At 39.9% G+C, this 23,054-nt stretch carries 27 protein-coding genes; 16 read left to right on the top strand and 11 right to left on the bottom strand.

The genetic code is table 11. The annotated features are described in order from the left end of the window. Positions 1–212: 212 nt before the first annotated feature. From rpsI to zapE, 3 genes are all read right to left on the bottom strand, one after another. Positions 213–605, bottom strand: coding sequence for a 30S ribosomal protein S9 (rpsI, locus tag JG479_RS03000; protein WP_024595789.1), 393 nt, complete (start codon positions 603–605; stop codon positions 213–215). A gap of 8 nt (positions 606–613) precedes the next feature. Beyond that, a complete protein-coding gene (gene rplM, locus JG479_RS02995) occupies positions 614–1,042 on the bottom strand; it encodes a 50S ribosomal protein L13 (RefSeq protein WP_002957960.1) in 429 nt (142 codons plus the stop codon). A 283-nt stretch (positions 1,043–1,325) separates the two neighbouring features. After that, positions 1,326–2,414: a cell division protein ZapE gene (gene zapE / locus JG479_RS02990; protein WP_002957958.1), complete on the bottom strand. Its 1,089-nt coding sequence runs from the start codon at positions 2,412–2,414 to the stop codon at positions 1,326–1,328. Positions 2,415–2,548: 134 nt separating this feature from the next. Between zapE and JG479_RS02985 the strand changes: the two genes are divergently transcribed. The 3 genes from JG479_RS02985 (at position 2,549) to JG479_RS02975 (ending at position 5,659) form a co-directional block, all read left to right on the top strand. Then, positions 2,549–2,992, top strand: coding sequence for a YhcB family protein (locus JG479_RS02985; RefSeq protein WP_002957957.1), 444 nt, complete (start codon positions 2,549–2,551; stop codon positions 2,990–2,992). Between the two features lie 129 nt (positions 2,993–3,121). Further along, positions 3,122–4,474 carry a Do family serine endopeptidase gene (locus JG479_RS02980; RefSeq protein ID WP_024606350.1) on the top strand — a complete coding sequence of 451 codons (1,353 nt, stop codon included), beginning with the start codon at positions 3,122–3,124 and terminating at the stop codon, positions 4,472–4,474. A gap of 102 nt (positions 4,475–4,576) precedes the next feature. Next, positions 4,577–5,659 (top strand): trypsin-like peptidase domain-containing protein, encoded by a 1,083-nt coding sequence (locus tag JG479_RS02975; RefSeq protein WP_024595792.1) that lies wholly within the window; start codon positions 4,577–4,579, stop codon positions 5,657–5,659. 86 nt (positions 5,660–5,745) lie between these two features. Here the strand turns inward: JG479_RS02975 and murA are convergent, their stop codons facing one another. The 7 genes from murA to JG479_RS02940 are packed head-to-tail and all read right to left on the bottom strand — an operon-like array spanning position 5,746 to position 10,410. Further along, complete coding sequence (gene murA, locus JG479_RS02970; protein ID WP_002957954.1) at positions 5,746–7,005, bottom strand: UDP-N-acetylglucosamine 1-carboxyvinyltransferase; 1,260 nt, start codon at positions 7,003–7,005, stop codon at positions 5,746–5,748. A gap of 13 nt (positions 7,006–7,018) precedes the next feature. Further along, positions 7,019–7,276 carry a BolA family protein gene (locus JG479_RS02965; RefSeq protein WP_002957953.1) on the bottom strand — a complete coding sequence of 86 codons (258 nt, stop codon included), beginning with the start codon at positions 7,274–7,276 and terminating at the stop codon, positions 7,019–7,021. A gap of 5 nt (positions 7,277–7,281) precedes the next feature. Continuing rightward, a complete protein-coding gene (locus tag JG479_RS02960) occupies positions 7,282–7,575 on the bottom strand; it encodes an STAS domain-containing protein (RefSeq protein ID WP_002957952.1) in 294 nt (97 codons plus the stop codon). Then, the gene (locus tag JG479_RS02955) at positions 7,568–8,248 is read right to left on the bottom strand and encodes an MlaC/ttg2D family ABC transporter substrate-binding protein (protein WP_039485391.1); all 681 of its coding nucleotides are present in this window, start codon (positions 8,246–8,248) and stop codon (positions 7,568–7,570) included. The genes JG479_RS02960 and JG479_RS02955 overlap by 8 nt, the downstream gene beginning before the upstream one ends. Before the next feature lie 5 nt (positions 8,249–8,253). Then, the gene (mlaD, locus tag JG479_RS02950; protein ID WP_002957950.1) at positions 8,254–8,802 is read right to left on the bottom strand and encodes an outer membrane lipid asymmetry maintenance protein MlaD; all 549 of its coding nucleotides are present in this window, start codon (positions 8,800–8,802) and stop codon (positions 8,254–8,256) included. 13 nt (positions 8,803–8,815) lie between these two features. After that, on the bottom strand, positions 8,816–9,595 hold the full coding sequence (gene mlaE / locus JG479_RS02945) for a lipid asymmetry maintenance ABC transporter permease subunit MlaE (RefSeq protein ID WP_002957949.1): 780 nt from the start codon (positions 9,593–9,595) through the stop codon (positions 8,816–8,818). Next, positions 9,595–10,410 carry an ATP-binding cassette domain-containing protein gene (locus tag JG479_RS02940; protein WP_080945050.1) on the bottom strand — a complete coding sequence of 272 codons (816 nt, stop codon included), beginning with the start codon at positions 10,408–10,410 and terminating at the stop codon, positions 9,595–9,597. The genes mlaE and JG479_RS02940 overlap by 1 nt, the downstream gene beginning before the upstream one ends. Positions 10,411–10,665: 255 nt before the next feature. On the opposite strand from JG479_RS02940, the gene JG479_RS02935 reads away from it, so the two are divergent. The 13 genes from JG479_RS02935 to JG479_RS02875 all read left to right on the top strand — a co-directional run bounded on the left by JG479_RS02935 (position 10,666) and on the right by JG479_RS02875 (position 20,600). Then, on the top strand, positions 10,666–11,634 hold the full coding sequence (locus JG479_RS02935) for a calcium/sodium antiporter (protein ID WP_002957947.1): 969 nt from the start codon (positions 10,666–10,668) through the stop codon (positions 11,632–11,634). 3 nt (positions 11,635–11,637) lie between these two features. Continuing rightward, complete coding sequence (locus JG479_RS02930) at positions 11,638–12,609, top strand: KpsF/GutQ family sugar-phosphate isomerase (protein WP_002957946.1); 972 nt, start codon at positions 11,638–11,640, stop codon at positions 12,607–12,609. Continuing rightward, positions 12,610–13,161 carry a 3-deoxy-manno-octulosonate-8-phosphatase KdsC gene (kdsC, locus tag JG479_RS02925; protein ID WP_002957945.1) on the top strand — a complete coding sequence of 184 codons (552 nt, stop codon included), beginning with the start codon at positions 12,610–12,612 and terminating at the stop codon, positions 13,159–13,161. Beyond that, complete coding sequence (gene lptC, locus JG479_RS02920; RefSeq protein ID WP_002957944.1) at positions 13,158–13,712, top strand: LPS export ABC transporter periplasmic protein LptC; 555 nt, start codon at positions 13,158–13,160, stop codon at positions 13,710–13,712. Before kdsC ends, lptC begins: the two co-directional genes overlap by 4 nt. After that, on the top strand, positions 13,702–14,247 hold the full coding sequence (gene lptA, locus JG479_RS02915) for a lipopolysaccharide transport periplasmic protein LptA (RefSeq protein ID WP_002957943.1): 546 nt from the start codon (positions 13,702–13,704) through the stop codon (positions 14,245–14,247). The genes lptC and lptA overlap by 11 nt, the downstream gene beginning before the upstream one ends. Then, entirely contained in the window at positions 14,244–14,969 is a 726-nt protein-coding gene (gene lptB / locus JG479_RS02910) for an LPS export ABC transporter ATP-binding protein (protein WP_002957942.1), read from the top strand. Before lptA ends, lptB begins: the two co-directional genes overlap by 4 nt. A 69-nt stretch (positions 14,970–15,038) precedes the next feature. Continuing rightward, positions 15,039–16,550: an RNA polymerase factor sigma-54 gene (locus JG479_RS02905; RefSeq protein ID WP_200219923.1), complete on the top strand. Its 1,512-nt coding sequence runs from the start codon at positions 15,039–15,041 to the stop codon at positions 16,548–16,550. Positions 16,551–16,576: 26 nt separating this feature from the next. Beyond that, on the top strand, positions 16,577–16,864 hold the full coding sequence (hpf, locus tag JG479_RS02900) for a ribosome hibernation promoting factor (protein WP_007580301.1): 288 nt from the start codon (positions 16,577–16,579) through the stop codon (positions 16,862–16,864). Positions 16,865–16,868: 4 nt separating this feature from the next. Then, positions 16,869–17,321 carry a PTS IIA-like nitrogen regulatory protein PtsN gene (gene ptsN, locus JG479_RS02895; RefSeq protein ID WP_024595797.1) on the top strand — a complete coding sequence of 151 codons (453 nt, stop codon included), beginning with the start codon at positions 16,869–16,871 and terminating at the stop codon, positions 17,319–17,321. A gap of 18 nt (positions 17,322–17,339) precedes the next feature. Further along, a complete protein-coding gene (gene rapZ, locus JG479_RS02890; RefSeq protein WP_002957938.1) occupies positions 17,340–18,185 on the top strand; it encodes an RNase adapter RapZ in 846 nt (281 codons plus the stop codon). A 42-nt stretch (positions 18,186–18,227) separates the two neighbouring features. After that, positions 18,228–18,500, top strand: a complete 273-nt coding sequence (locus tag JG479_RS02885; protein ID WP_002957937.1) for an HPr family phosphocarrier protein — start codon at positions 18,228–18,230, stop codon at positions 18,498–18,500. Between the two features lie 131 nt (positions 18,501–18,631). Next, positions 18,632–19,990: a magnesium transporter gene (gene mgtE / locus JG479_RS02880; protein WP_002957935.1), complete on the top strand. Its 1,359-nt coding sequence runs from the start codon at positions 18,632–18,634 to the stop codon at positions 19,988–19,990. Between the two features lie 202 nt (positions 19,991–20,192). Then, positions 20,193–20,600: a protein disulfide oxidoreductase gene (locus JG479_RS02875; protein ID WP_234047868.1), complete on the top strand. Its 408-nt coding sequence runs from the start codon at positions 20,193–20,195 to the stop codon at positions 20,598–20,600. Positions 20,601–20,768: 168 nt separating this feature from the next. Here JG479_RS02875 and JG479_RS02870 read toward each other — a convergent pair whose 3' ends face one another. Continuing rightward, the gene (locus JG479_RS02870; RefSeq protein ID WP_182694728.1) at positions 20,769–22,946 is read right to left on the bottom strand and encodes a YgiQ family radical SAM protein; all 2,178 of its coding nucleotides are present in this window, start codon (positions 22,944–22,946) and stop codon (positions 20,769–20,771) included. Positions 22,947–23,054: the final 108 nt, after the last annotated feature.

Below are 23,054 nucleotides of genomic sequence, written 5' to 3'. Positions count from 1 at the left end.
TATTTAACTTTTTTGCAGCTATCTGAGTGTTTTTTAACTTTCGTTCGATTAATACGCAGTTATTGATAAATTTGATCATCATTAATTACAGCAATACCAAGTATGGCGACCGCTATAAACAAATTTAAATTAAGTAGCAAATGTAAACTTTTTGATTTGAAAACAAAAAACCCAGCATAAGCTGGGTTTTTGAATTCTTGATAACGTATAGATTAACGTTTTGAGAACTGTGGACGCTTACGCGCTTTCTTAAGACCCACTTTCTTACGTTCAACTTTACGTGCATCACGTGTAACAAAACCTGCTTTACGAAGTTGTGGACGTAGTGACTCGTCAAACTCCATAAGTGCACGAGTGATACCGTGACGGATAGCACCAGCTTGACCAGTTGTACCACCACCAGAAACGGTGATGTAAAGGTCAAATTTTTCAGTCATATCAACTAGCTCAAGAGCTTGATGAACAACCATGCGTGCTGTTTCGCGACCAAAATACTCTTCTAGAGAGCGTTTGTTGATTACGATGTTACCAGTGCCTGGGCGTAAGAATACGCGAGCACTTGAACTTTTACGACGACCTGTACCGTAGTATTGATTTGCCATGATGGTGCTCCTTAAATGTCTAGAACCTGAGGCTGTTGTGCAGCATGGTTATGCTCAGTACCTGCGTAAACTTTAAGTTTACGGTACATAGCGCGGCCTAAAGGACCACGTGGCAACATGCCTTTTACAGCTTTCTCGATGATCATTTCAGGCTTTGCAGCTTGAAGTTTATCAAAAGTAGTAGACTTAAGGCCACCTGGAAAACCAGAGTGAGCGTAGTACACTTTATCTTTGAATTTGTTACCAGTTACAGTAACTTTTTCAGCGTTGATAACGATGATGTAATCACCAGTATCTACGTGAGGAGTGTATTCAGCTTTATGCTTACCGCGTAGGCGGTGAGCGATTTCAGTAGCGATGCGACCTAAAGTTTTACCTTCAGCGTCAACTACGTACCAGTCACGTTTTACTGTTTCTGGTTTAGCAACAAACGTTTTCATTTATAAAAATCCAATGTTTTTCAATTAAAACCACAAGTAGTTAATATTAACTACTGCTCTAAGTTTGCTATAACCCCTTCGAGTTTTAGACTTTTGCGCCGCTCACAAGTGGCTAGACTATATGAGGACATAGAACGCAACGTGGCAGACGCGGGAGTATACCAGCACTTAAAACACATTGCTACTCGCCGGTTGTTTTTTCCACAAGAAATTTCAGAAATAAGAAGTACTATATATGTACCTTTTTTTTTATAGTTGCCCTATTACACATTTACTTACTTATTTAAACTAAATGCTCTCTAGCTAAATATTCTAAGGATTGCATTTCTTGTAAACGACTAATACAACGCTTAAATTCAAAGTTTAAATTACCTTGGGTATAAAGTTCGGTAATAGGTTTTTCAGCCGATATAATTAAAGTTACATGGCGCTCATAAAATTCATCCACTAAAGCAATAAAGCGTCTAGCAGCATCATCATTAGTTTGCCCTAGCTGTTTTACGTTAGAAATAATCACCGTATTGTATAAGCGGCTAATCTCCATGTAATCGACCTGGCTACGTGCTGTTTCGCACAATTCACTAAACTCAAACATCACAACGCATTTAGCTACTTTACGCGTTTTGATTTTTCGCCCTTCTATTTCTATCGGCTCATCTAATTGCCCTGGCTCTGGCGATAACTTATCGAAGTACTCAAATAGGTTCTTATCCGCATCTTCATCTAACGGACTATGAAAAATTTCAGCTTGCTCTAAAGTACGTAATCGGTAATCGATACCTGAATCTACATTAACTATCTCGGTATTTTTTTTAACAAGCTCAATGGCTGGCATAAAACGCGCTCGCTGTAAGCCATTTCTGTAAAGCTCATCTGGCACTATATTAGAGGTTGCTACAAGTACTATGCCCCGTGCAAATAGCGCTTCCATTAAGCCACCTAATAGCATGGCATCAGTAATGTCTTGTACAAAAAACTCATCAAAGCAAATAATGTCTGTTTCTGCTTTAAAAGTGTCAGCAATTTTTTCTAATGGATTAGCCGTATTATTTAGCTTTTTAAGCTCGTTATGCACTCGGTGCATAAATCGATGAAAGTGCACACGCATTTTACGTGTGCCCGGTAATGATTCGTAAAAAGTGTCAACTAAATAAGTTTTACCACGCCCCACTCCCCCCCAAAAGTACAAACCTTTTACAGGCGCAGGTTCTTCTTTACTAAATAACTTAGCAAAAAAGCCTTTTTGTTTTGGCTTTGTCTGAGTTAGGTCATCGTATAGACGTTGTAAATGGCGCACAGCATTTTCTTGTGCTGCGTCGTGTACAAAGTCATCTCGCTTTAAGTCTTGTTGGTATGTTTGCCAAGGAGTCATATCTATTTACAGTTAAAACACAGTTTAATTTGCAAAGCATATTAACACGCATCATAACTCGGGGTATATTACACTTAGTATGATTTATAATTGAATCGGCATTCGTTAGTTATTTTCCCAAAGGGGTAGTTTTTATGGGCACAGTTATGTGGGTAGGTTTGATTGTTATTGTTGCTGTTGTAGCATTTTTTATTGGCGCATTTGTTACTAAAAAACAGTTCAAACAAGATGAATTAAAAGAGCAAGCAGAGCAAGCTGAAAATGCGTTAGAGCAGTATCGCCAAGATGTAGCTGATCATTTAGCGAATACTGGTAAGCTCGTAAATAAAATGAAAGAAAACTATGATCAACTGCTTAGTCACGTTGAAGAAACAAACCAGCTTCTTCTAGAAGATAGAAATAAAGCACCAGCTGAACCATTCTTTTCAAAAGAAACAACAGAACAACTGCAGGCTTCATTAAAAGAGCGTCAATGCGATCGTTCTACAGCCGCAGCACAACCAGCTGATTATGTATCAGGTGAATCAGGTTTATTTGCTGGTCAAAATAAAGTTTCAGAACATTCTAAAGCATCTTGATGAACTTTTTTTTGACCCCATAGTCTTTAGATATAACAGCTTTGTTGTTTTATCTTAATAAACCGAAAAGGGCTGCTGTAAAGTAGCCCTTTTTGTTTTGCTTTATCTTAAGTGGAGTTACCCCTGACTATGAAAATGAAATTATCACTTATCAGCGCAGCTATTCTATCTACAAGCTTGTTAATGAGCCCTGTAGCGTCTTATGCAAAAATGCCAATTGCAGTAAATGGTCAACAACTACCAACTCTTGCCCCCATGCTAGAGAAAATATCTCCAGGTGTTGTAAGTATCCAAGTTTCAGGCTCAAAAGAAGTACGCCGCCGTGCAGATCCGCTTGAATACTTTTTTGGACAGCAACAGCCTCGCAGTCAAAAGCGTCAATTTAGTGGATTAGGCTCTGGGGTAATTATTGATGCTGATGAGGGTTATGTAGTCACTAATAATCACGTAATCCAAGATGCCGAAAAAATGGTAGTAACCCTCGAAGATGGCCGTGAATTTGAAGCAACTAAAATTGGTACTGATACAGAATCAGACATCGCTCTTTTACAAATAGACGCTGATGACTTAACTGAAATAAAACTCGCAAATTCAGATAGTTTACGAGTGGGCGACTTTGCTGTCGCTATTGGTAACCCATTTGGACTTAGCCACACAGTTACATCTGGTATTGTTAGTGCTCTTGGCCGTAGTGGTCTAAATATTGAGGGCTACGAAGATTTCATTCAAACCGATGCTGCTATTAACCAAGGCAACTCTGGTGGTGCATTAGTTAACTTAAACGGTGAATTGATTGGTATCAACACTGCTATTTTAGGTGCTTCTGGCGGTAACGTGGGTATTGGTTTTGCCATTCCATCAAACATGATGAAAAACTTAGTTGATCAAATTGTTGAACACGGTGAAGTACGCCGAGGTTCGCTGGGTATTTCTGGCCGCCCACTTGATGCAGGCCTTGCTAAAGCGCAGCAACTTGACGTTAAACAAGGTGCTTATGTAATGCAAGTAATGGACGACACTGCTGCAAGTAAAGCAGGTATAAAAGCAGGTGACGTAATTGTTAGCATTAATGGCGGCGATATTAGTGGCTTTCATGAACTGCGCAGCAAAATTGCTACGCTAGGTGAAGGCCGCGAAATAAAACTAGGTATTTACCGCGATGGTAAAATTAAAACGGTAAAAGTAACTCTTGATGGTGCATCAGGTGTTACAGCGACAGGCGAAGAGCTGCATCCTGCGTTCCAAGGCGCGACACTTGAAAACGTGCAAAAAAACAGTAATAAAGGTGTTGAGGTTACGTCTGTAGACCCTCGCTCACCTTCTGCCCGTGTTGGCCTTGAAGAAGGTGATATTATTATGCAAGTGAATCGTCAACGAGTAGAGACTATTCGTGATATGAACAAGATTATCGAAAACACCAAAGGTAATATCGTACTTGGCGTGCAACGTGGTCGTGAGTCTATATTTATTTTAATTCAGTAATAAATAGCACTATTAATGTAATAAAAATAACAGTGGCACTTGCCGCTGTTATTTTTTTTATGTCATCATAAAGAGATTGCTCACTTACATAATAAGAAAACTGTGCTGAAATTAATAAAATTTATTCTTCCCCCTTTATTTGCAGGTCTAAGTATTGCTTTTTTAGTGGTTTTTTTCAGCCCTAATATGCGAGCCGCCTTACTTCCTAATGTTCCCCTTCCAAGCGCGATGAGTGCGAGTCATCTGAGTTTTTCTGATGCAGTTAAACGAGCAGCTCCTTCTGTAGTTACTATTTTTTCAGAAAGCATTTCCAAAGAACCTCGTTATAAAAGAAAAAACACGGTACAAGAGCTAGGCTCTGGCGTCATTATGTCGCAAGATGGTTATATTCTTACTAACTACCATGTTGTGAATAATGCAGACCAAATTATGGTTATCTTAACCGATGGCCGACGCTTTTTTGATGTGCAACTAATTGGTTTTGATACCATTACTGACTTAGCCTTACTTAAAATCAATGCAGATCACCTCCCGGTGATTCCCGTAAACGATAGCTATGTATCAAATGTAGGCGATGTTGTACTTGCTATAGGCAACCCGCTTAACTTAGGGCAAACAATCACTCAAGGCATTATTAGTGCAACGGGTAAGCAAAAAATTACAGATAGCCCTTACAATAACTTATTGCAAATGGATGCAGCTATTAACGTGGGCAACTCCGGCGGCGCATTAGTTAACTCCAATGGTGATTTAGTCGGCATTACTTCTGCACAATTTAAAACGCGTGAGAACTTGAATATTCAAGGAATATTTTTTGCGGTTCCTTACTCACTTGCTAAAAAAGTGATGGGTAAACTCATTCGTCACGGTCGCGTTGTACGCGGCTATTTAGGCTTTGAAGGCACAGCAGTAGATAGTACAGGTAAAGAAGTAAACGACAGCCTAACGCCGGTTACCGGCATGCGCATTACTAATTTAGACCCTTTGGGGCCAGCATGGCAAGCAGGCATTGAAGAGCAAGATATCGTCATTAAAATTGCAGGGCTTTCGGTAGCAAACCCGCAAAAAGTGCTTGAAAAAATAGGTAATACGGAGCCCGGTAAAGAAATAGAATTTGAGCTATACAGAGATGGGAAAATAGAAAAAATCATGGTGGTGGTAGCTGAGCTTGAAACAAAGCTTTAATAAAGAGTAATACCAATCGTCAATAAAAAGGTCGGATAGCAATTTGCGTATCCGACCTTTTTAAAATAGCTTAACTAGTTATCTACTTAGCTACTTCTACGTTTAATGTTTGCGCCTAATGCACTTAGTTTATCTTCAATGCGCTGATAACCTCTATCAACGTGATAAATACGGTCAACAACCGTTTCACCTTGTGCCACTATACCCGTTAAAATTAAACTAGCTGAAGCGCGTAAATCGGTTGCCATCACTTGCGCACCCGTTAAACTTTCAGTCTCACCACAAATTGCGGTATGCCCTTCTAAACGAATATTAGCGCCCATACGCTGCAACTCTGGTACATGCATAAAACGGTTTTCAAAAATCGTTTCTGTGATCGTTGCACTACCATTTGCTACTACATTCAATGCTGTAAACTGAGCTTGCATATCCGTAGGAAAACCTGGGTGTGGAGCTGTTTTAATATTCACGGCTTTAAGTTCTCGGCCGCGCATATCAAGATAAATACTATCGTTATGTACTTCTAGGTGTGCATTCGTAGCACGTAGCTTTTCAATCACAGGCTCAAGAGAATGAAAGTCTGTATTTTTACAAAGTACTTCACCGCCAGCCATTGCTGCTGCGACTAAAAACGTCCCAGTTTCAATTCGGTCAGGTAAAATACTGTGTTCACAGCCTGCTAAACGCTCAACGCCCTCAACTTCAATGCGGCTAGTACCTGCACCTGTGATTTTAGCGCCCATAGCAATTAGGCAGTTAGCTAAATCAATTATTTCAGGCTCGCGTGCCGCATTATCAAGTATGGTTTTACCATCAGCGAGGGCCGCTGCCATTAATAGGTTTTCGGTAGCGCCTACGCTTACCATTTCCATAAAAATTTCAGCGCCCTTTAAGCGACCATTTACCTTGGCATTAATATAACCATTTTCAACGTTTATTTGTGCGCCCATGCGCTCCAAACCTTGAATATGAATATCAACTGGGCGAGCACCAATGGCGCACCCACCAGGTAAAGAGACTTGAGCTTCACCAAAACGTGCAACTAAAGGGCCTAATGCAAGCACAGAGGCGCGCATTTGCTTTACTAAGTCGTAAGGCGCTAATGTTTTATTAACCGTTGCACCGTCAATTACTAGCGTATCGCCCTGCCAATTAACATCTGCACCTAAAGTTTTTAATAAAGCTTCAGTGGTCACTATGTCGCGAAGACGCGGTACATTAGTAAATATACTTTTACCATCAGCTAATAGTGAAGCAAATAAAATAGGAAGTGCGGCATTTTTAGCGCCCGAAATAGTCACTTCACCAGCAAGTGAAGTGCCACCTTGAATTACAAATTGATCCATTAGGAGGCCCTAGTTATTGCGGTAAAATGAATTTTTGTTCACGCTTCCACTCTACAGGAGTAAATGCACGAATAGATACTGCGTGAATTGTCCCATCTGAAATTGTATTCATTAATGGACCATAAACTAGCTGCTGCTTTTTAACTCGGCTTAAACCGTCAAAGCATTCGCCTACCGCAACAACTTCATAATGACTACCATTGGCTTTTACATGTACTTCAGCTAATTGAAGTTCTTCGCGTAATAATGTTTCGACTTGGCTAGTTTCCATAACTCTCACTCAAATAGGGTTGTAACCTGACCCAATTGCATTAAATTTTGCAATTGCTCAGGTAGGTTTTGCAATTCAAGGCGAATGCCTTGCTGCTTTAATTCTGCAAAAGAGTGAATTAACCAAGCTAAGCCTGCTGTGTCAACCCTTGATACTCCACTTAGGTCGAAATAGATGATTTTATGCTTAGTTAATAACTTATTGTTCAGAAGCTGTTCATCGCCAATTGAATTTCGAGTAAGCTCACCGCTTACTCCAAAATGTTGTCCATCAACTTGGCTTATTGCCAATTTAGTCATTCGAGTTACTGCCTCTAAACTGAACTGGTAGCTGACTCTTTTGCTCTAAAAGGTTACTTACATTATCAATACCTTGCTGGCGCAAAATACCTTGCAGCTCGCTTTGCTTTGCGTCCAGTAAACTAATACCTTCGGCAATCATATCGTACGCGCGCCACTCACCGTCGCGGTCTTCGCGTACTTTAAAATCGATTCTGATATCAGGTTTACCGTCTTCAATAATTTTAGTCTTAACAACAACAACGTCTTTGCCTTTAAACGCTTGCTCTGCACCAAACTCAACTTTCTGGTTTGTGTATTGAGTAAATACACCTGCATAAGTAGCAACTAAGTACTCTCTAAATACACCAATAAAGCGTTGAATTTCTTTAATTGCTTTGGCCTTTTCAGCCTCGTCGGTAATTGCACGTACTTTAGATACTTCACTGCCAAGTACACGAAGTGCTGCATATTTATAGTCGATATAAGGCATTAATTCCTCTTCGACTATTACGCGAAGGTATTCTTGATCTTTAACAATTAATGGCTGATCTTTTTTAATGCGCGCAAATGTATTATCGGCAACTTGGCGTACCATTTTATTAGGATCGACTAATTTCACATCTGCTGCACTTACGCTTTGAGTTAGCGTCATTGTGCCAATTGCTACAATAGCTAAAAACTTTTTCAACATAATAATTACTCACTACCTTGGTTGAATAAAAACTGCCCGATTAATTCTTCAAGTACAATGGCAGACTTAGTATCAGTGATTGAATCGCCATCACCTAGTGCTTTACTTTCCACACCAAATAAATCGTCAATTGCTTCATCTTGCTTGTTTTCTGTCACTGTTTCGCCTAAACAACGTTGCTTAGCAGAATCTGGAGAAATTACAGGGTGAATACCCAAGTACTGCTCACCTAAAATACCCGACGTTAAAATAGAGATTGAGCTTGTGTCTGAAAAACGACATAAGTACTGTGCGTCAATGGTCATATTAACGACTGGTAAAAACTCTTGTGGGTGAACATAAATTGATTCAACACGACCAATTACAACACCACCTACTTTTACCGGCGCACGCGCTTTTAACGAGCCGATGTTTTCAAACTTGGCATTAAGCGTATATGTTTCGCCAGAGCCACTAATACCTGAATTGGCAACTTTAAGTGCAAGCATCGCAAAAGCTAAAATGCCAAGTGCTACAAAAAAACCAACTAAAATTTCTAATTTCCGTGAATTCATTATCTATACCCTATTAGCTGGTAAACATTACCGCTGTCAAAATAAAGTCAAAACCTAAAACTGCTAATGACGAATGAACAACCGTTTCGGTGGTTGCTTTGCTGATCCCTTCTGAGGTCGGCACACAGTCATATCCTTTATAAAGCGCAATCCAGGTCACCACTATGGCAAATACAAAGCTTTTAATAATACCGTTTAGTATGTCTTGCTGAAACGACACTTGCGATTGCATGATTGACCAAAAACTACCTGTATCAACCCCCAGCCAATCTACGCCCACTAAATGAGCGCCTATAATTGCTACAGCTGAAAATATCAATGCAAGCAATGGCATGCTTATAAAACCCGCCCAAAAGCGCGGTGCAATAATACGTTTTAGCGGATCGATTGCCATCATCTCAAGTGATGAAAGTTGCTCTGTTGCTTTCATTAAGCCAATTTCAGCTGTCAAAGCGCTACCTGCACGTCCTGCAAATAGTAATGCAGTAACAACCGGGCCCAGTTCTCGCAATAAACTCAGTGCCACTAACGGCCCTAAACTATCCTCAGCGCCATAACCAACCAATACGGTGTAACCTTGTAAAGCCAACACCATGCCGATAAACAAACCCGACACCATAATAATGAGTAACGATTGCGAACCAACCATATAGAGCTGGCGAACAAGTAACGGTGTGCCTTTTTTAAAATTAGGAACATGCGCTAATGCACTAAACAGCATATAAGCAGAACGACCAAGGGCCGCAAAGCGTCCTAGCGTTTTATGTCCTAGCTTTTGAAATAAATCCAACATTATGCTTTTTCTCCAAGTAGTTCGTCTGCATAAGCCTGAGCCGGAAAATGAAATGGTACTGGACCATCCGACAAGCCTTTTAAAAACTGTTGAACTAAAGGAGATTCATGATTACGCATTTCATCTGGAGTACCAGAACCAATTACCCCTTGATCGGCGATAATTATAACGTGTTCGGCAATACTCATTACCTCTGTTACATCGTGCGTCACGATTAAAGACGATAAACCTAATACTTCGTTAAGCGACTTAATTAGCTTAACCAATACGCCCATCGAAATAGGATCTTGCCCTGCAAATGGTTCATCGTACATGATTAGCTCTGGATCAAGTGCTATAGCGCGTGCAAGTGCAGCACGCCTTGCCATACCGCCGGATAACTCAGAGGGCATTAAATCTTTAGCGCCACGTAGTCCAACCGCTTGCAATTTCATTAACACAACTAATCGAATCAGGTCTTCACTTAGCTTTGTGTGCTCTCTTATAGGAAACGCGATATTGTCAAATACCGACATATCAGTAAACAACGCACCACTTTGAAAAAGCATACTCATTTTAGTACGTGCTTCGTATAACTCTTTACGAGACATTTTAGGAATGCTGCCACCTTCAAATAAAATATCACCTGAATCTGGTTTAAGCTGACCACCAATTAAACGCAACATAGTGGTTTTGCCAATTCCGCTTGGCCCCATAATCGCAGTAATTTTACCTTTAGGAACGCTAAAACTCATATTTTTATATATGGTTCTATTGCCTCTCGAAAAGCTAACATCCTTGACTTCTACTATTGATTGCGACAAGTCGCTCTCCATAAAAATGTTCACTAGTGCCCCTATTTTAAAGCTTTTTTGTCAAAGATGGAAAAAACAATTCGTAAGATTTTGTAATACACCCATGAAAAGGATTATAAGACTCGCTTAAAACAGCTTAACCCCGGCTTAAATTTTTAAATTAGCTGTTTAAAAGCAACATTGTTACCTAGTTGACCTTACTCTTTTATTTATACTTTCATCTTGGCTTTTGTTACTATTCGCGCCATCCGTATTTTGTATAACTGGCTTAACACAATGGTTACCTCGTTTGTTATTTTAATTCTTGGTTTTGCAGCTCTTGTTTGGAGTGCCGATAGGTTTGTTTATGGGGCTGCGGCTCTTGCTAAAAACTTTGGTGTACCTACACTTATTGTTGGTTTGACCGTTGTAGCCATGGGCTCTTCAGCCCCTGAAATGATGGTTTCAGCCTCTGCCGCTCTAGCTAACAAAACCGACACAGCGGTTGGCAATGCTGTTGGCTCTAATATTACAAACATTTTACTTGTGTTAGGTATCACGGCTCTATTTCGCCCTCTTTCAGTTTCATCTAGTACGTTAAAACGTGAAATGCCATTAGTGATGCTCGTATCTTTAGCTACTTGGTATGTGTTCTCAGATAACTACTTTTCATTTAGTGAAGGTGTTGCGCTTTTAGTTGGCTTTATCGTATTCATCGGTGGGTTAATCATTGTATCTATGCGTGCAAAAAACCAAGATGACCCATTTGTCTCAGAAGCCTGCGACGATGTACCAAACGATGTACCTACTAAAAAAGCGGTATTTTGGTTAATTGTCGGCATGATACTCCTGCCGGTTAGTTCTCATTTTTTAATCGGCTCAGCTGTTGATATTGCTAAATACTTCGGCTTAAGCGACTTAGTCATTGGTTTAACAATTATTGCCATTGGTACTAGCTTGCCTGAACTTGCCGCCTCGGTTGCAGGTGTACTTAAAAATGAAGATGATTTAGCACTAGGTAATATTGTTGGCTCAAACATATTTAATATTTTAGCTGTATTACCTCTAGCAGGTATTATTAATCCTTCAGCAATTGATCCATCGTTAGTAAGCCGAGATATACTAATTATGATTGGTGCAACACTTGCTCTTATTATTATGTCATTGAACTTTAGAGGCACCCAGCGTATCAATAGGGTAGAAGGCGGCTTATTGCTAATAGCGTTTTTGGGTTACCAAGGGTATATTTTTAGTCAAGTAGGGTAAATGATGGCAACGCTAAACTTTATTGAACAAGGCCTTCGCGTTTTAGATGTTGAGCGCCAAGCACTTAGTGATATTGCACAATATGTAGATGAAAATTTTCATAATGCGTGCCAATTAATGTACGATTGTGAAGGCCGTATTATTGTCATTGGCATGGGAAAATCAGGCCATATTGGCAATAAAATAGCGGCAACCCTTGCAAGTACTGGCAGCCCAGCGTTTTTTGTTCACCCTGGTGAAGCAAGTCATGGTGATTTAGGTATGATCACTAAAAATGACGTGGTTATGCTTATTTCTAATTCAGGGGAAACCAGCGAAGTTTTAAATATCATTCCGGTTTTAAAACGACTTGGTGCCAAAATGATAGCAATGACTGGCAATACACAATCAACCATGGCGACCCTTGCTAATGTACATGTGTGTATTAAAGTAGAAAAAGAAGCCTGTTCATTGGGTCTAGCCCCTACATCAAGTACCACTGCAACGCTTGCGATGGGCGATGCCATGGCAGTTGCATTATTAGAAGCTCGCGGCTTTACAGCTGATGACTTCGCGCTATCTCACCCAGGTGGTAGTTTAGGCAAGCGCTTATTACTTACTTTAAAAGATGTTATGCACAGCGGCGCAAATACACCTATTATTGATGTTTCACAAACAGTTAAAGATGCCCTAATAGAAATGTCAGCTAAAGGGTTAGGTATGACAGCCATTGTTGATGAAAATCAGCAACTCGTAGGGTTATTTACCGATGGTGACTTACGTCGCATTTTAGAGCAAAGAATTGACATTCATACAACACAAATAGATGTTGTTATGACTAAGTCATGCACTACAGCTACACAAGATATTTTAGCCGCTGAAGCGCTCAATATTATGGAACGTAAACGTATAAATGGCCTAATCGTCGTCAATGAGAAAAACCAACCTATTGGCGCATTAAATATGCAAGACCTATTAAAAGCAGGAGTGTTATAAATGCAATTTGAAGAACTCTATCAACCGCTGAGCGATGATGCAAAAGCACGCGCTAAAAAAGTAAAACTACTTATATGCGATATTGATGGTGTATTTTCTGATGGCCGTATTTACCTTGGCAATCAAGGTGAAGAGCTAAAAGCATTTAATACAAAAGATGGTTTTGGCATTAAAGCACTTATAAACAGTGGCTTTGAAGTAGCTGTTATTACTGGTCGTCATTCACAGATAGTACAACAACGTATGAGCAGCTTAACCGTACAGCATATTTATCAAGGCCAAGAAAATAAGCTCATTGCCTATCAAGAATTAAAAGATAAACTCAACCTTAGCGATGAACAAATTGCTTATATTGGTGATGACGGTCCTGACATGCCTGTTATGGAGTTAGTAGGCTTTGCCGTTGCAGTAAATGATGCCCACCCACTTATTAAGCGTTTGTCACATTATGTAACGCAAATGCCTGGCGGTTTTGGTGCTGTGAGAGAACTCACCGATTTGCTCATGCTTGAAAATGGTAAAACATTGACTACACAAGGCACTAGTTCATGAATGCAGCGCGCATAATATTAAGCGTTTTATTCATTAGCTGTATGGTTTGGCTTTGGTACCCTTATTTTACACAAACAAATATTGTGCCTCAGGCTGAGCCTGAAGTTGTTGCTAAGCCTGATTACATAGCTATTGAGCTCAAACAGACAGCCTATGATGAGCAAGGTAAAATTAGCCACAAAGTCACTGCGGCTAAAATGGAGCTATACCAGCAATTAGGTTTCACGTTTTTCGAAAAACCCATTTTTACTTTATATAACGAACAACAAACGTGGCAAATAAATGCAGACGAAGCAACATTATACGAAGATAAACAATTAATTTTAGAAGGTAATGTGGTTGCCAAAAATTTAACCGATAACGCCATGATAGACAAAATCAATGCTGATAATATTCAGGTAGATATAAAGCTATTAACAATGCGTTCGGAGCAACCCGTCATTATCACTGGACCGAATTTAAAAATCACCGGTAAAGGCCTAGAAGCCGACTTGAAAACCGAAGTGATAAAACTAATTAACCATACGCGAACCATATATTATGACCAATAAAATATTAAAATCACTTATAATTCCTACACTTATACTAGCGTTTAATAGTAGTGCTGCAGAACAAAACACGCAACCTGCTGCCAATCAAATTTCAATAAGTGCCGACAAGCAAGAAGGTCAATTAAAAGCTAATGTGGGTATTTTTGAGAAAAACGTTGAGATTATTCACGGTAATCGCCGCATTACAGCCGATCGCCTAGAAGTACACAAACGTGATGAACTTGGTGATAATAAACAATTATTAATTGCCACAGGTAGCCCTGCGCACTTTGAAGAAAAGCAATCAGATGGCACGACTATGAGCGCCAGTGCTGACGAAGTGCGTTATGATGTATCTAAGCGTTTTTTAACGCTTGTTGGTAATGCACAAGTATCGCAAGCGGGACAAAAAATAAATGCTAAAAGCATTACCTACGATATAGAGCAGCAGCTAATCAGTGCCGAAAAAGATGAAAACTCAACTGACCGCGTTCACACAATTTTAGTACCGATCGAAACTAAAAAAAGTAAAAAAGGCGATAAAGGTCAACCATGAGCACATTAAAAGCAGAACTATTGGCAAAAAGCTATAAAGGTCGTGAAGTTGTAAAAAACGTCGGCCTTGAAGTACAAGCTGGCAGTATAGTTGGCTTACTTGGCCCTAACGGTGCTGGTAAAACAACGACTTTTTATATGATTGTAGGGCTTGTTCCTAGCGACAAAGGTAAAATATCTATTGATGATAACGATATTACTCTTTTACCTATGCATAGTCGTGCTAGATTAGGCATAGGCTACTTACCACAAGAGTCATCGATTTTTAGAAAGCTGACTGTTTATCAAAACTTAATGGCCATTTTAGAAACGCGCAAAGAACTAAATAAACAAGCCAGAGAAGACACGCTCAATAACTTATTAGATGAATTTAGCATACAACACATTCGTGATAGCCAAGGTATGGCATTATCGGGTGGAGAACGTCGTCGTGTAGAAATAGCACGAGCGCTGGCAGCAGATCCTAAATTTATACTACTGGATGAACCGTTTGCCGGTGTTGACCCTATTTCGGTATTAGATATAAAGAAAATAATAGAACATCTTAAAAATCGTGGGATTGGTGTCTTAATTACCGACCATAACGTAAGAGAGACCCTTGATGTTTGTGAAAAAGCCTACATTGTTTCTCATGGGGAGCTGATTGCATCAGGTACTCCAGAACACGTATTAAATGATAAAACAGTACGCGATGTTTACTTAGGCGAGCAATTTAGGCTGTAACATTTACGCCATGTCTTTAAGCATCTGCTAGTATTAATTATAACAACATAAAAGGATTGTTAGAGATACATGAGGCAATCACTACAGCTGCGCATGGGCCAGCAACTTACAATGACTCCACAGTTGCAACAAGCTATTCGTTTGTTGCAACTCAGTACATTGGATCTCCAGCAAGAAATACAAGAAGCTCTCGACAGTAATCCACTATTAGAGGTTGAAGAGGCAGACTATTCTGAAGACGCTGCTGGTAAAAACGAGCAAAAAGCTGATACCGATGACATAACTGTTAGCGCATCTGCTGATGATGCTCCGAGCGAATACGAACAAGATACTGGTGAAGCACTTGCAAAAGACACGCTAAGTGACGACATGGCTATGGATGTTAGTTGGGATGAGTACATGAGTGCCGCCCCAGCAGCCTCATCAGGTCCAATGCCTGAAGACGAATCAATATACCAAGGCGCCTCTACTGAAACGCTCCATGAGTATTTAATGTGGCAATTACAACTAACGCCATTTAGCCCTACCGATGAAGCCATCGCTATTGCGATTGTAGAGGCCGTCGATGATTCAGGTATTTTAACACTAAGCTGCGAAGAGATTTTAGAAAGCTTTAATCAAGAAAACGAAGATGATAACGAAGATGATAACGAAGTTGAACTTGATGAAATTGAAGCGGTATTAAAACGCATCCAACTGTTTGATCCTGTTGGTATTGCTGCACGTAGTTTACAAGAGTGTTTGTGTATTCAGCTTAATCAATTTGATAAAGAAACACCTTACATTAATGAAACGAAAATGATTTTAACCGAGCATATTGATCTATTAGCAGCTCGCGACTATCGTACATTAATGAAAAAAACTAAGCTCAAAGAAGAAGAGCTTAAAGAAGTAATGACACTAATACATACTCTCAACCCAAAACCTGCAGATACTATTGTAAGGGAAGAATCTGAGTATGTTATTCCTGATGTGTCAGTTAAAAAAATTAAAGGCCGCTGGGTTGTCGAATTAAACCCAGATAGCATGCCTAAAATTCGTGTTAATAGCCAATACGCGGCAATGTCTCGCACTGTAAAATCAAGTGGTGACAGCCAGTTTATTCGCTCACATTTACAAGAAGCTAAATGGTTTATTAAAAGCTTAGAAAGTAGAAACGACACGCTATTGAAAGTTACTAATTGTATTGTTAAGCAACAACAAGGCTTTTTTGAACATGGCCCTGAAGCCATGAAACCAATGGTTTTAAATGATGTCGCTGAAATGGTAGAAATGCACGAATCGACAATTTCACGCGTAACTACTCAAAAGTACATGCATACACCCCGTGGTATATTTGAGCTTAAATACTTTTTCTCAAGCCATGTAAGTACTGAAAACGGTGGTGAATGTTCATCTACAGCAATACGTGCGCTTATCCGAAAATTAATCGCAGCAGAAAACTCAGCAAAACCATTGAGTGATAGCAAAATAGCGGATATATTGGCTGAGCAAGGAATTAAAGTAGCAAGACGTACAATCGCAAAATACCGCGAATCTCTTGCTATTCCACCGTCAAATCAGCGTAAAAGTCTGATTTAAGACGCTAAACTAAGAGGGTAATGCTTATGCAACTAAACTTAACTGGTCGTCACGTAGAATTAACCGATTCACTAAGAGACTATATTAATACTAAATTTGCGAAGCTTGAAAGACACTCTGATCATATAAATAATGTTCATGTCATTCTCGATGTAGAAAAATTAAATCAAAAAGCAGAAGCCACAATACACGTAAGCGGTGCTGAGCTATTTGCCTCTACAGAACATCAAGATATGTATGCCGCTATTGACTCGTTGATCGACAAGCTCGATCGCCAAGTAATCAAACACAAAGAGAAGCTTGCTCGACACTAATATGATGAAATTAAGTTCACTTATATGCCAGGACTGCAGCAAAGCTGCGGTCCTTTTTAATAGCAAAAAAAGAATTTTAGAGTTCATTAGCGAACTTGCTCACGACAAACTTCCGTATTTACCGCAACAAGATATTCTTAATGCTTTAATGAGCAGAGAGAAATTAGGTAGTACAGGTATAGGGCGTGGCATTGCTATTCCTCATGGAAGAATGAGCGGTGCAGAAGAGCCTTTGGCTTTAGTGCTCGTTAGCGAAACTCCAATAAACTTTGATGCAATCGATAATCGCCCTGTTGATATTTTTGTCGCACTCATCGTACCAGATGGCGATAACCAGCAGCACTTAAAGACTCTAGCAACCATTGCTGATAAACTAAACAACAAAGATTTTTGTAAACAGTTACGCAGTGCAAAATCTGATACTGAGCTTTACCAAGTTATTGTCGATCAATCATAGTTTTATAAAGGGTGTTAAATGGAGTTAATTATCATAAGCGGTCGTTCTGGTTCTGGAAAGTCGGTTGCTTTGCGCGTTGTAGAAGATTTAGGTTATTATTGCGTTGATAATATTCCAGTAAACCTACTACCTTCATTAGTTCGCAGTGTGTCTGATAGCTACGATAAAATTGCTGTTAGCATTGATGTGCGCAACATCCCTAAAGAACAAGATGAATTTAACGATATTCTTGAATACTTGCCTGGCTTTGCAAACCCTACGTTGTTTTATTTAGATAGCGACGATCAGACATTGATCAAACGCTTTTCAGAAACACGCAGATTACACCCACTATCAATAGACTCGTTGCCGCTTGATTTAGCCATCAAAAAAGAAAAAGAATTACTTGATGTATTAACCACTCGCGCCGACTTTATGATAGATACGACTGATTTAAGTGTTCATCAACTCGCTGAATCTATTCGTGAAAAGATTTTAGGTAAAAAAGATAAGCAACTGATTGTCACATTTGAATCATTTGGTTTTAAACACGGTATACCAAAAGAAGCAGACTACGTATTTGATGCACGCTTTTTACCAAATCCACACTGGGAACCAGAGTTGAAGCCTTTAAATGGGTTAGATCAACCGGTTAAAGACTATTTAGCTAATCACAGCATAGTGCAAAAATTCACATGGCAAATTCAAACATTTGTACAAACGTGGTTACCGCATTTAGAAAGAAATAACCGCAGTTATTTAACCATTGCTATTGGGTGTACAGGCGGGCAACATCGCTCTGTGTATTTAGCGCAAACTATCGGTGAAAGTTTTGCAATGACACATCCCAATGTAAAAATTCGCCATCGCGAGCAAGAAAAATAATATAGCTGAATAATCACCTGTTCAGCTTAGGTAGAGTAAGTTATGCATTGTGAAGATACCTTTTTAATAAAAAACAAATTAGGCTTACACGCCAGAGCAGCTACTGTGCTTGCGCAATTAGCAGTACAATTTGATGCGACAATCACATTATTCCAAGATGACAAAGAAGCCGCAGGCGATAGCGTACTTGCATTAATGTTACTTGAAAGTAGCCAAGGAAAAGAAGTTAAAGTTGTTTGTAAAGGCCCTGATTCTGAGCAAGCTTTACACGCTGTTGGAGAATTAATAGCACAACGCTTTAATGAACAAGAATAACCTGTTTTATAAAAACAATATTCGCATTACTAATGCTTCAATTAAAACAGACATATAAAATAAATAGGTTAGTAACGCCAGTTAACTCACCTCCCCCCATAAAGTAATATAACAATTTATAAAGGACGCCAATGCCAGAAGCTTTTGAACAAGATTACCCACTACAGCAACTAAAACAGGTGACGAAGTCACTCAATAGTGGTCAGTTTGTTCAAGTTAGGCGCATGCTCGCAAAAACGGCTCCTTGTGATACCGCATTATTATTAGAATCATCACCGCATAAAATTCGCCGACTGCTTTGGCAATTGGTCGATCCTGATGTGCAGGGTGATGTTCTTGAAGAATTATCTGAAGATGTTCGTTTAGGCATTATTGCCCAAATGGAACCTAAGCACATTGCCGCCGCAACTGAAGATATGGGCCACGATGACTTAGGTGAAGTATTACGTAGCCTGCCAGATACCGTCTATAAAGACGTTGTTAGCGCGATGGACATTCAAGACCGTGAACGTGCCACGCAAGCACTGTCATATCAAGAGCGTTCAGCTGGTGCACTAATGAACACCGATACGGTGACCATTCGCCCTGATGTAACACTCGATGTTGTACTTCGTTATATTAGACTGCGTGGTGAGCTACCAGAGGGTACAGATGATTTATATGTTGTTGATAAACATAACTGCTTTATAGGCGCTTTATCGCTGAGTACATTATTAACTAATCCGCCAGAAAAAATTGTCCGCGATTTAATGGATGAAGATTGTGAGTCTATCCCAATCTCTATGGATGAAAGTGAAGTAGCGCAATTATTTGAGCGTCATAATTGGATATCGGCCCCTGTAGTGGACGATAACGACCAACTCCTCGGTCGTGTTACTATCGATGACATCGTTGATGTAATCCGAGAAGATGCCGAGCATAGCTTATTAAGCCTAGCCGGTCTTGATGATGAAGAGGATACATTCGCGCCTGTACTAAAAAGCTCTAAAAAACGCTCAGTTTGGCTAGGAGTTAATTTACTAACCGCACTTGCAGCTGCTTTTGTAGCTAGCTTTTTTGAAGGCACTTTAGATGTGCTCCCTATTTTGGCTGTGCTTAACGGTATTGTCCCTTCTATGGGTGGTGTTGCTGGTAGCCAATCATTAACGCTTGTTATCCGCGGTATTGCAGTAGGTCATATAAACCAAACAAACCAACGTTTCTTGATGATGAAAGAACTGGCCATTGGCGCGCTAAACGGTATTTTGTGGTCACTATTAATTGCGGGTGTTATTGCGCTATGGCAGTGGGACTTTATGCTTGGTGGCGTACTCGCCTTCGCTATGTTTATGAACTTAGTGGTGGCAGGTGTTGCTGGTGCAAGTATTCCAATAATTCTTAAGAGAATGAATATAGACCCTGCTCTTGCAGGGAGTGTGGTGCTAACCACGGTGACTGATATTGTTGGCATATTCGCCTTTTTAGGTACTGCTACATGGCTGCTGATATAAATTAAACGCTTTAAATGTAAAGAACTACAGCAAAAATACTTAGGGTAAATCAGTAGCTATGGCAACGGATACCAAACATAAAAATGACATACCTAAAAAAACGCTAAAACAAAAAAGCGTATCCATATTAAAAAGTGTATTGGTATATGGCTCTATATTTTTCGTCATTTATACCGCCGTCAATTGGTGGCGGCAACCTGTCATGCCAGCAAATCCTCAATTACAATTAATCGATTATAAAGCGCAAAACATTGATTTAGCAGCAATGAGCCAAGATAAACCCACGCTTGTGTATTTTTGGGGAACTTGGTGTCCTATTTGTACTATTACCTCCCCTGCCATAAACGAACTCGCAAACGAGAATAAATACCCTGTTGTGAGCATCGCGATAAAATCAGGCTCTGATCAAGAGCTGCATGATTATTTAAATGAGCAAGGCTACAGCTTCAGTACTGTTAACGATCAACACGGGGAGATATTTTCCGATTGGCAGGGACAAGTCACGCCATCTTATATAATCTTAAAAGATAATAAAATGACGCAAGGACTCACCGGCATTCAGCCGTTATGGTCACTTAAATTGCGTTTGTGGTTATCATCAATGCTTTAAAAAAAAGCTAAACTTAGCACAGGATATCTAAAGAGAGGGGCTCTAAAACCTCACCCTTTATCACCTACAATAATATAGATAATAAAGAGCAAAGCTGACTTAATTTACATATAAAAAAGCTAAAAAACGCGTACCGCAATTAGCCTTATCTATTAGCAAATAAAGTTACTAACGTGTGCTTTGACGATTACCGCCTACTTTTGGCTTAGTGTTTGCCTTTTTAAATTGGCTAAAACCGGTATGTCGCGTTAGTGCCGGACGCCCACCTTTTTTACCACCTTTACCTGATTTTTCATCGCGCCCTTCTTCTGGCACTAAACAGTTAGGCCCTTTACCAATTAAATTAGCTTTACCCATTTTACGTAGAGCTTCACGTATCATTGGCCAACCAGCTGCATCGTGGTAGCGTAAAATAGCTTTATGTAATCTACGTTGGCGTGCGCCTTTAGGTACTGGAACAACTTCTGAGTTGTTTTTTATATTACGTAAAGAGTTCATCTCTGTATGGTAAATAGTCGTCGCATTAGCCATAGGTGATGGGTAAAAATTTTGTACCTGATCAAGCTTAAAGTCGTTTGATTTAAGCCATAAAGCCATGTTTACCATGTCTTCATCTTTTGTACCTGGGTGAGCAGATATAAAGTAAGGAATTAAATACTGCTTTTTACCGGCTTCTTTAGAGTACTTATCAAATAGTTCTTTAAATTGATCGTACGCTCCCATACCTGGTTTCATCATTTTTGATAATGGACCATCCTCTGTATGCTCTGGCGCTATTTTTAAGTAACCGCCTACATGGTGCGTTACTAATTCTTTAACGTAACGCGGGTCGCGTACAGCTAAATCGTAACGTACACCTGAAGCAATCAATACCTTTTTAATACCCTTAACTTCACGTGCTTTTTTATACAAATCTATTGTTGGCGTATGATCTGTATCCATGTGTTTACAAATATCTGGATACACACATGATAAGCGTCTACAGGTACTCTCGGCCTTTTTGCTCGTACAGCGCAGCTTATACATATTCGCCGTTGGGCCACCTAAATCAGAAATAACACCAGTAAAGCCGGGAACTTTATCTCTAATTTGTTCAATTTCTTCAATAATAGATTCTTGTGAACGACTTTGAATAATGCGCCCTTCATGCTCTGTAATTGAGCAAAACGAACAACCACCAAAACAGCCACGCATAATATTAACAGACGTTTTAATCATATCGTAAGCAGGGATTTTAGCATCACCATAACTTGGGTGAGGAATACGCTGATACGGCAAACCAAATACAGCATCCATTTCATGTGTTTCTAATGGATATGCTGGCGGGTTTACCCAAATAGAGCGATCGCCATGTCGTTGGTAAAGCGCCCTTGCACAACCAGGGTTTGTTTCTTGATGTAAAATTCGCGAGGCATGGGCGTATAAAGGTTTGTTAACACTTACTTGCTCATAAGCAGGTAACTTAACATAGGTTTTTTCCCACGGCTTAGGACGTGCAGGCTGAACCATGATTGGTTTTGCCGCTTCTGCTTTTAAATCAATACCCGCTTGTTTAAATTCAGATTTACTACAGCCAACATCATCCGCGCCATATGGGTTTGGAATAGGGTCTATTTTACCAATTTTATCAATAGCGGTAGAATCACTGCCACGCCAACCAGGTAGAGGCTCTTTTCGAATAACAGCGGTGCCGCGAATATCCTGAATCGTATCCATCGTTTCACCCGCCGCAATACGGTGTGCAACTTCAACTAGCGGGCGCTCTGCGTTACCGTAAATTAAAATATCGGCTTTTGCATCAAACAAAATACTACGACGTACTTTTTCCTGCCAATAGTCGTAATGAGCAATACGGCGAAGGCTGGCTTCAATACCGCCAATAACAATTGGGATACCTTTGTATGCTTCACGGCATTTTTGCGAGTAAATCATCACGGCGCGATCTGGGCGCTTACCGCCAACGTTATTAGGCGTGTAAGCATCATCGTGGCGCATGCGTTTTTCCGCTGTATAGCGGTTGATCATCGAATCCATGTTGCCGGCTGTTACACCAAAAAATAAATTCGGTCTGCCGAGCTCCATAAATGCATCTTTAGAGTCCCATGCAGGTTGGGCAATAATACCCACTCTAAAGCCTTGCGCTTCAAGTACACGGCCGATTACCGCCATACCAAAACTAGGATGGTCAACATACGCATCGCCACTAATTATTATTATGTCGCAACTATCCCAGCCAAGTGCATCCATTTCTTCACGTGTAGTTGGTAAAAATGGCGCGGTGCCATAACATTCAGCCCAGTATTTAGGGTATGAAAATAAGGCGCGCTTAGCTTTGAGTGTGCTCATAATTGTGGCCGTAGAATAACAAAAGGCGCGAATTATACCCTACTAAATTCTTTATATATACAAAGTAGTCAAAGCATATCGCGCTTTAAATTCTAAATCGTTCATTAG

The organism is Pseudoalteromonas sp. LC2018020214 (assembly GCF_016598755.1).
Taxonomy (GTDB): Bacteria; Pseudomonadota; Gammaproteobacteria; order Enterobacterales; family Alteromonadaceae; genus Pseudoalteromonas; species Pseudoalteromonas distincta.
This window is presented reverse-complemented; position numbering and strand designations above follow the sequence as displayed.

What these genes read in the sequence shown, in the direction of transcription:
- rplM (WP_002957960.1), bottom strand. Translation starts at nt 1,042, where the DNA reads ATGAAAACGTTTGTTGCTAAACCAGAAACAGTAAAACGTGACTGGTAC.
- zapE (WP_002957958.1), bottom strand. Translation starts at nt 2,414, where the DNA reads ATGACTCCTTGGCAAACATACCAACAAGACTTAAAGCGAGATGACTTT.
- JG479_RS02985 (WP_002957957.1), top strand. Translation starts at nt 2,549, where the DNA reads ATGGGCACAGTTATGTGGGTAGGTTTGATTGTTATTGTTGCTGTTGTA.
- JG479_RS02980 (WP_024606350.1), top strand. Translation starts at nt 3,122, where the DNA reads ATGAAAATGAAATTATCACTTATCAGCGCAGCTATTCTATCTACAAGC.
- murA (WP_002957954.1), bottom strand. Translation starts at nt 7,005, where the DNA reads ATGGATCAATTTGTAATTCAAGGTGGCACTTCACTTGCTGGTGAAGTG.
- JG479_RS02965 (WP_002957953.1), bottom strand. Translation starts at nt 7,276, where the DNA reads ATGGAAACTAGCCAAGTCGAAACATTATTACGCGAAGAACTTCAATTA.
- JG479_RS02960 (WP_002957952.1), bottom strand. Translation starts at nt 7,575, where the DNA reads ATGACTAAATTGGCAATAAGCCAAGTTGATGGACAACATTTTGGAGTA.
- JG479_RS02955 (WP_039485391.1), bottom strand. Translation starts at nt 8,248, where the DNA reads ATGTTGAAAAAGTTTTTAGCTATTGTAGCAATTGGCACAATGACGCTA.
- mlaD (WP_002957950.1), bottom strand. Translation starts at nt 8,802, where the DNA reads ATGAATTCACGGAAATTAGAAATTTTAGTTGGTTTTTTTGTAGCACTT.
- mlaE (WP_002957949.1), bottom strand. Translation starts at nt 9,595, where the DNA reads ATGTTGGATTTATTTCAAAAGCTAGGACATAAAACGCTAGGACGCTTT.
- JG479_RS02940 (WP_080945050.1), bottom strand. Translation starts at nt 10,410, where the DNA reads ATGGAGAGCGACTTGTCGCAATCAATAGTAGAAGTCAAGGATGTTAGC.
- JG479_RS02935 (WP_002957947.1), top strand. Translation starts at nt 10,666, where the DNA reads ATGGTTACCTCGTTTGTTATTTTAATTCTTGGTTTTGCAGCTCTTGTT.
- JG479_RS02930 (WP_002957946.1), top strand. Translation starts at nt 11,638, where the DNA reads ATGGCAACGCTAAACTTTATTGAACAAGGCCTTCGCGTTTTAGATGTT.
- kdsC (WP_002957945.1), top strand. Translation starts at nt 12,610, where the DNA reads ATGCAATTTGAAGAACTCTATCAACCGCTGAGCGATGATGCAAAAGCA.
- lptC (WP_002957944.1), top strand. Translation starts at nt 13,158, where the DNA reads ATGAATGCAGCGCGCATAATATTAAGCGTTTTATTCATTAGCTGTATG.
- lptA (WP_002957943.1), top strand. Translation starts at nt 13,702, where the DNA reads ATGACCAATAAAATATTAAAATCACTTATAATTCCTACACTTATACTA.
- lptB (WP_002957942.1), top strand. Translation starts at nt 14,244, where the DNA reads ATGAGCACATTAAAAGCAGAACTATTGGCAAAAAGCTATAAAGGTCGT.
- JG479_RS02905 (WP_200219923.1), top strand. Translation starts at nt 15,039, where the DNA reads ATGAGGCAATCACTACAGCTGCGCATGGGCCAGCAACTTACAATGACT.
- hpf (WP_007580301.1), top strand. Translation starts at nt 16,577, where the DNA reads ATGCAACTAAACTTAACTGGTCGTCACGTAGAATTAACCGATTCACTA.
- ptsN (WP_024595797.1), top strand. Translation starts at nt 16,869, where the DNA reads ATGAAATTAAGTTCACTTATATGCCAGGACTGCAGCAAAGCTGCGGTC.
- rapZ (WP_002957938.1), top strand. Translation starts at nt 17,340, where the DNA reads ATGGAGTTAATTATCATAAGCGGTCGTTCTGGTTCTGGAAAGTCGGTT.
- JG479_RS02885 (WP_002957937.1), top strand. Translation starts at nt 18,228, where the DNA reads ATGCATTGTGAAGATACCTTTTTAATAAAAAACAAATTAGGCTTACAC.
- mgtE (WP_002957935.1), top strand. Translation starts at nt 18,632, where the DNA reads ATGCCAGAAGCTTTTGAACAAGATTACCCACTACAGCAACTAAAACAG.
- JG479_RS02875 (WP_234047868.1), top strand. Translation starts at nt 20,193, where the DNA reads ATGCCAGCAAATCCTCAATTACAATTAATCGATTATAAAGCGCAAAAC.
- JG479_RS02870 (WP_182694728.1), bottom strand. Translation starts at nt 22,946, where the DNA reads ATGAGCACACTCAAAGCTAAGCGCGCCTTATTTTCATACCCTAAATAC.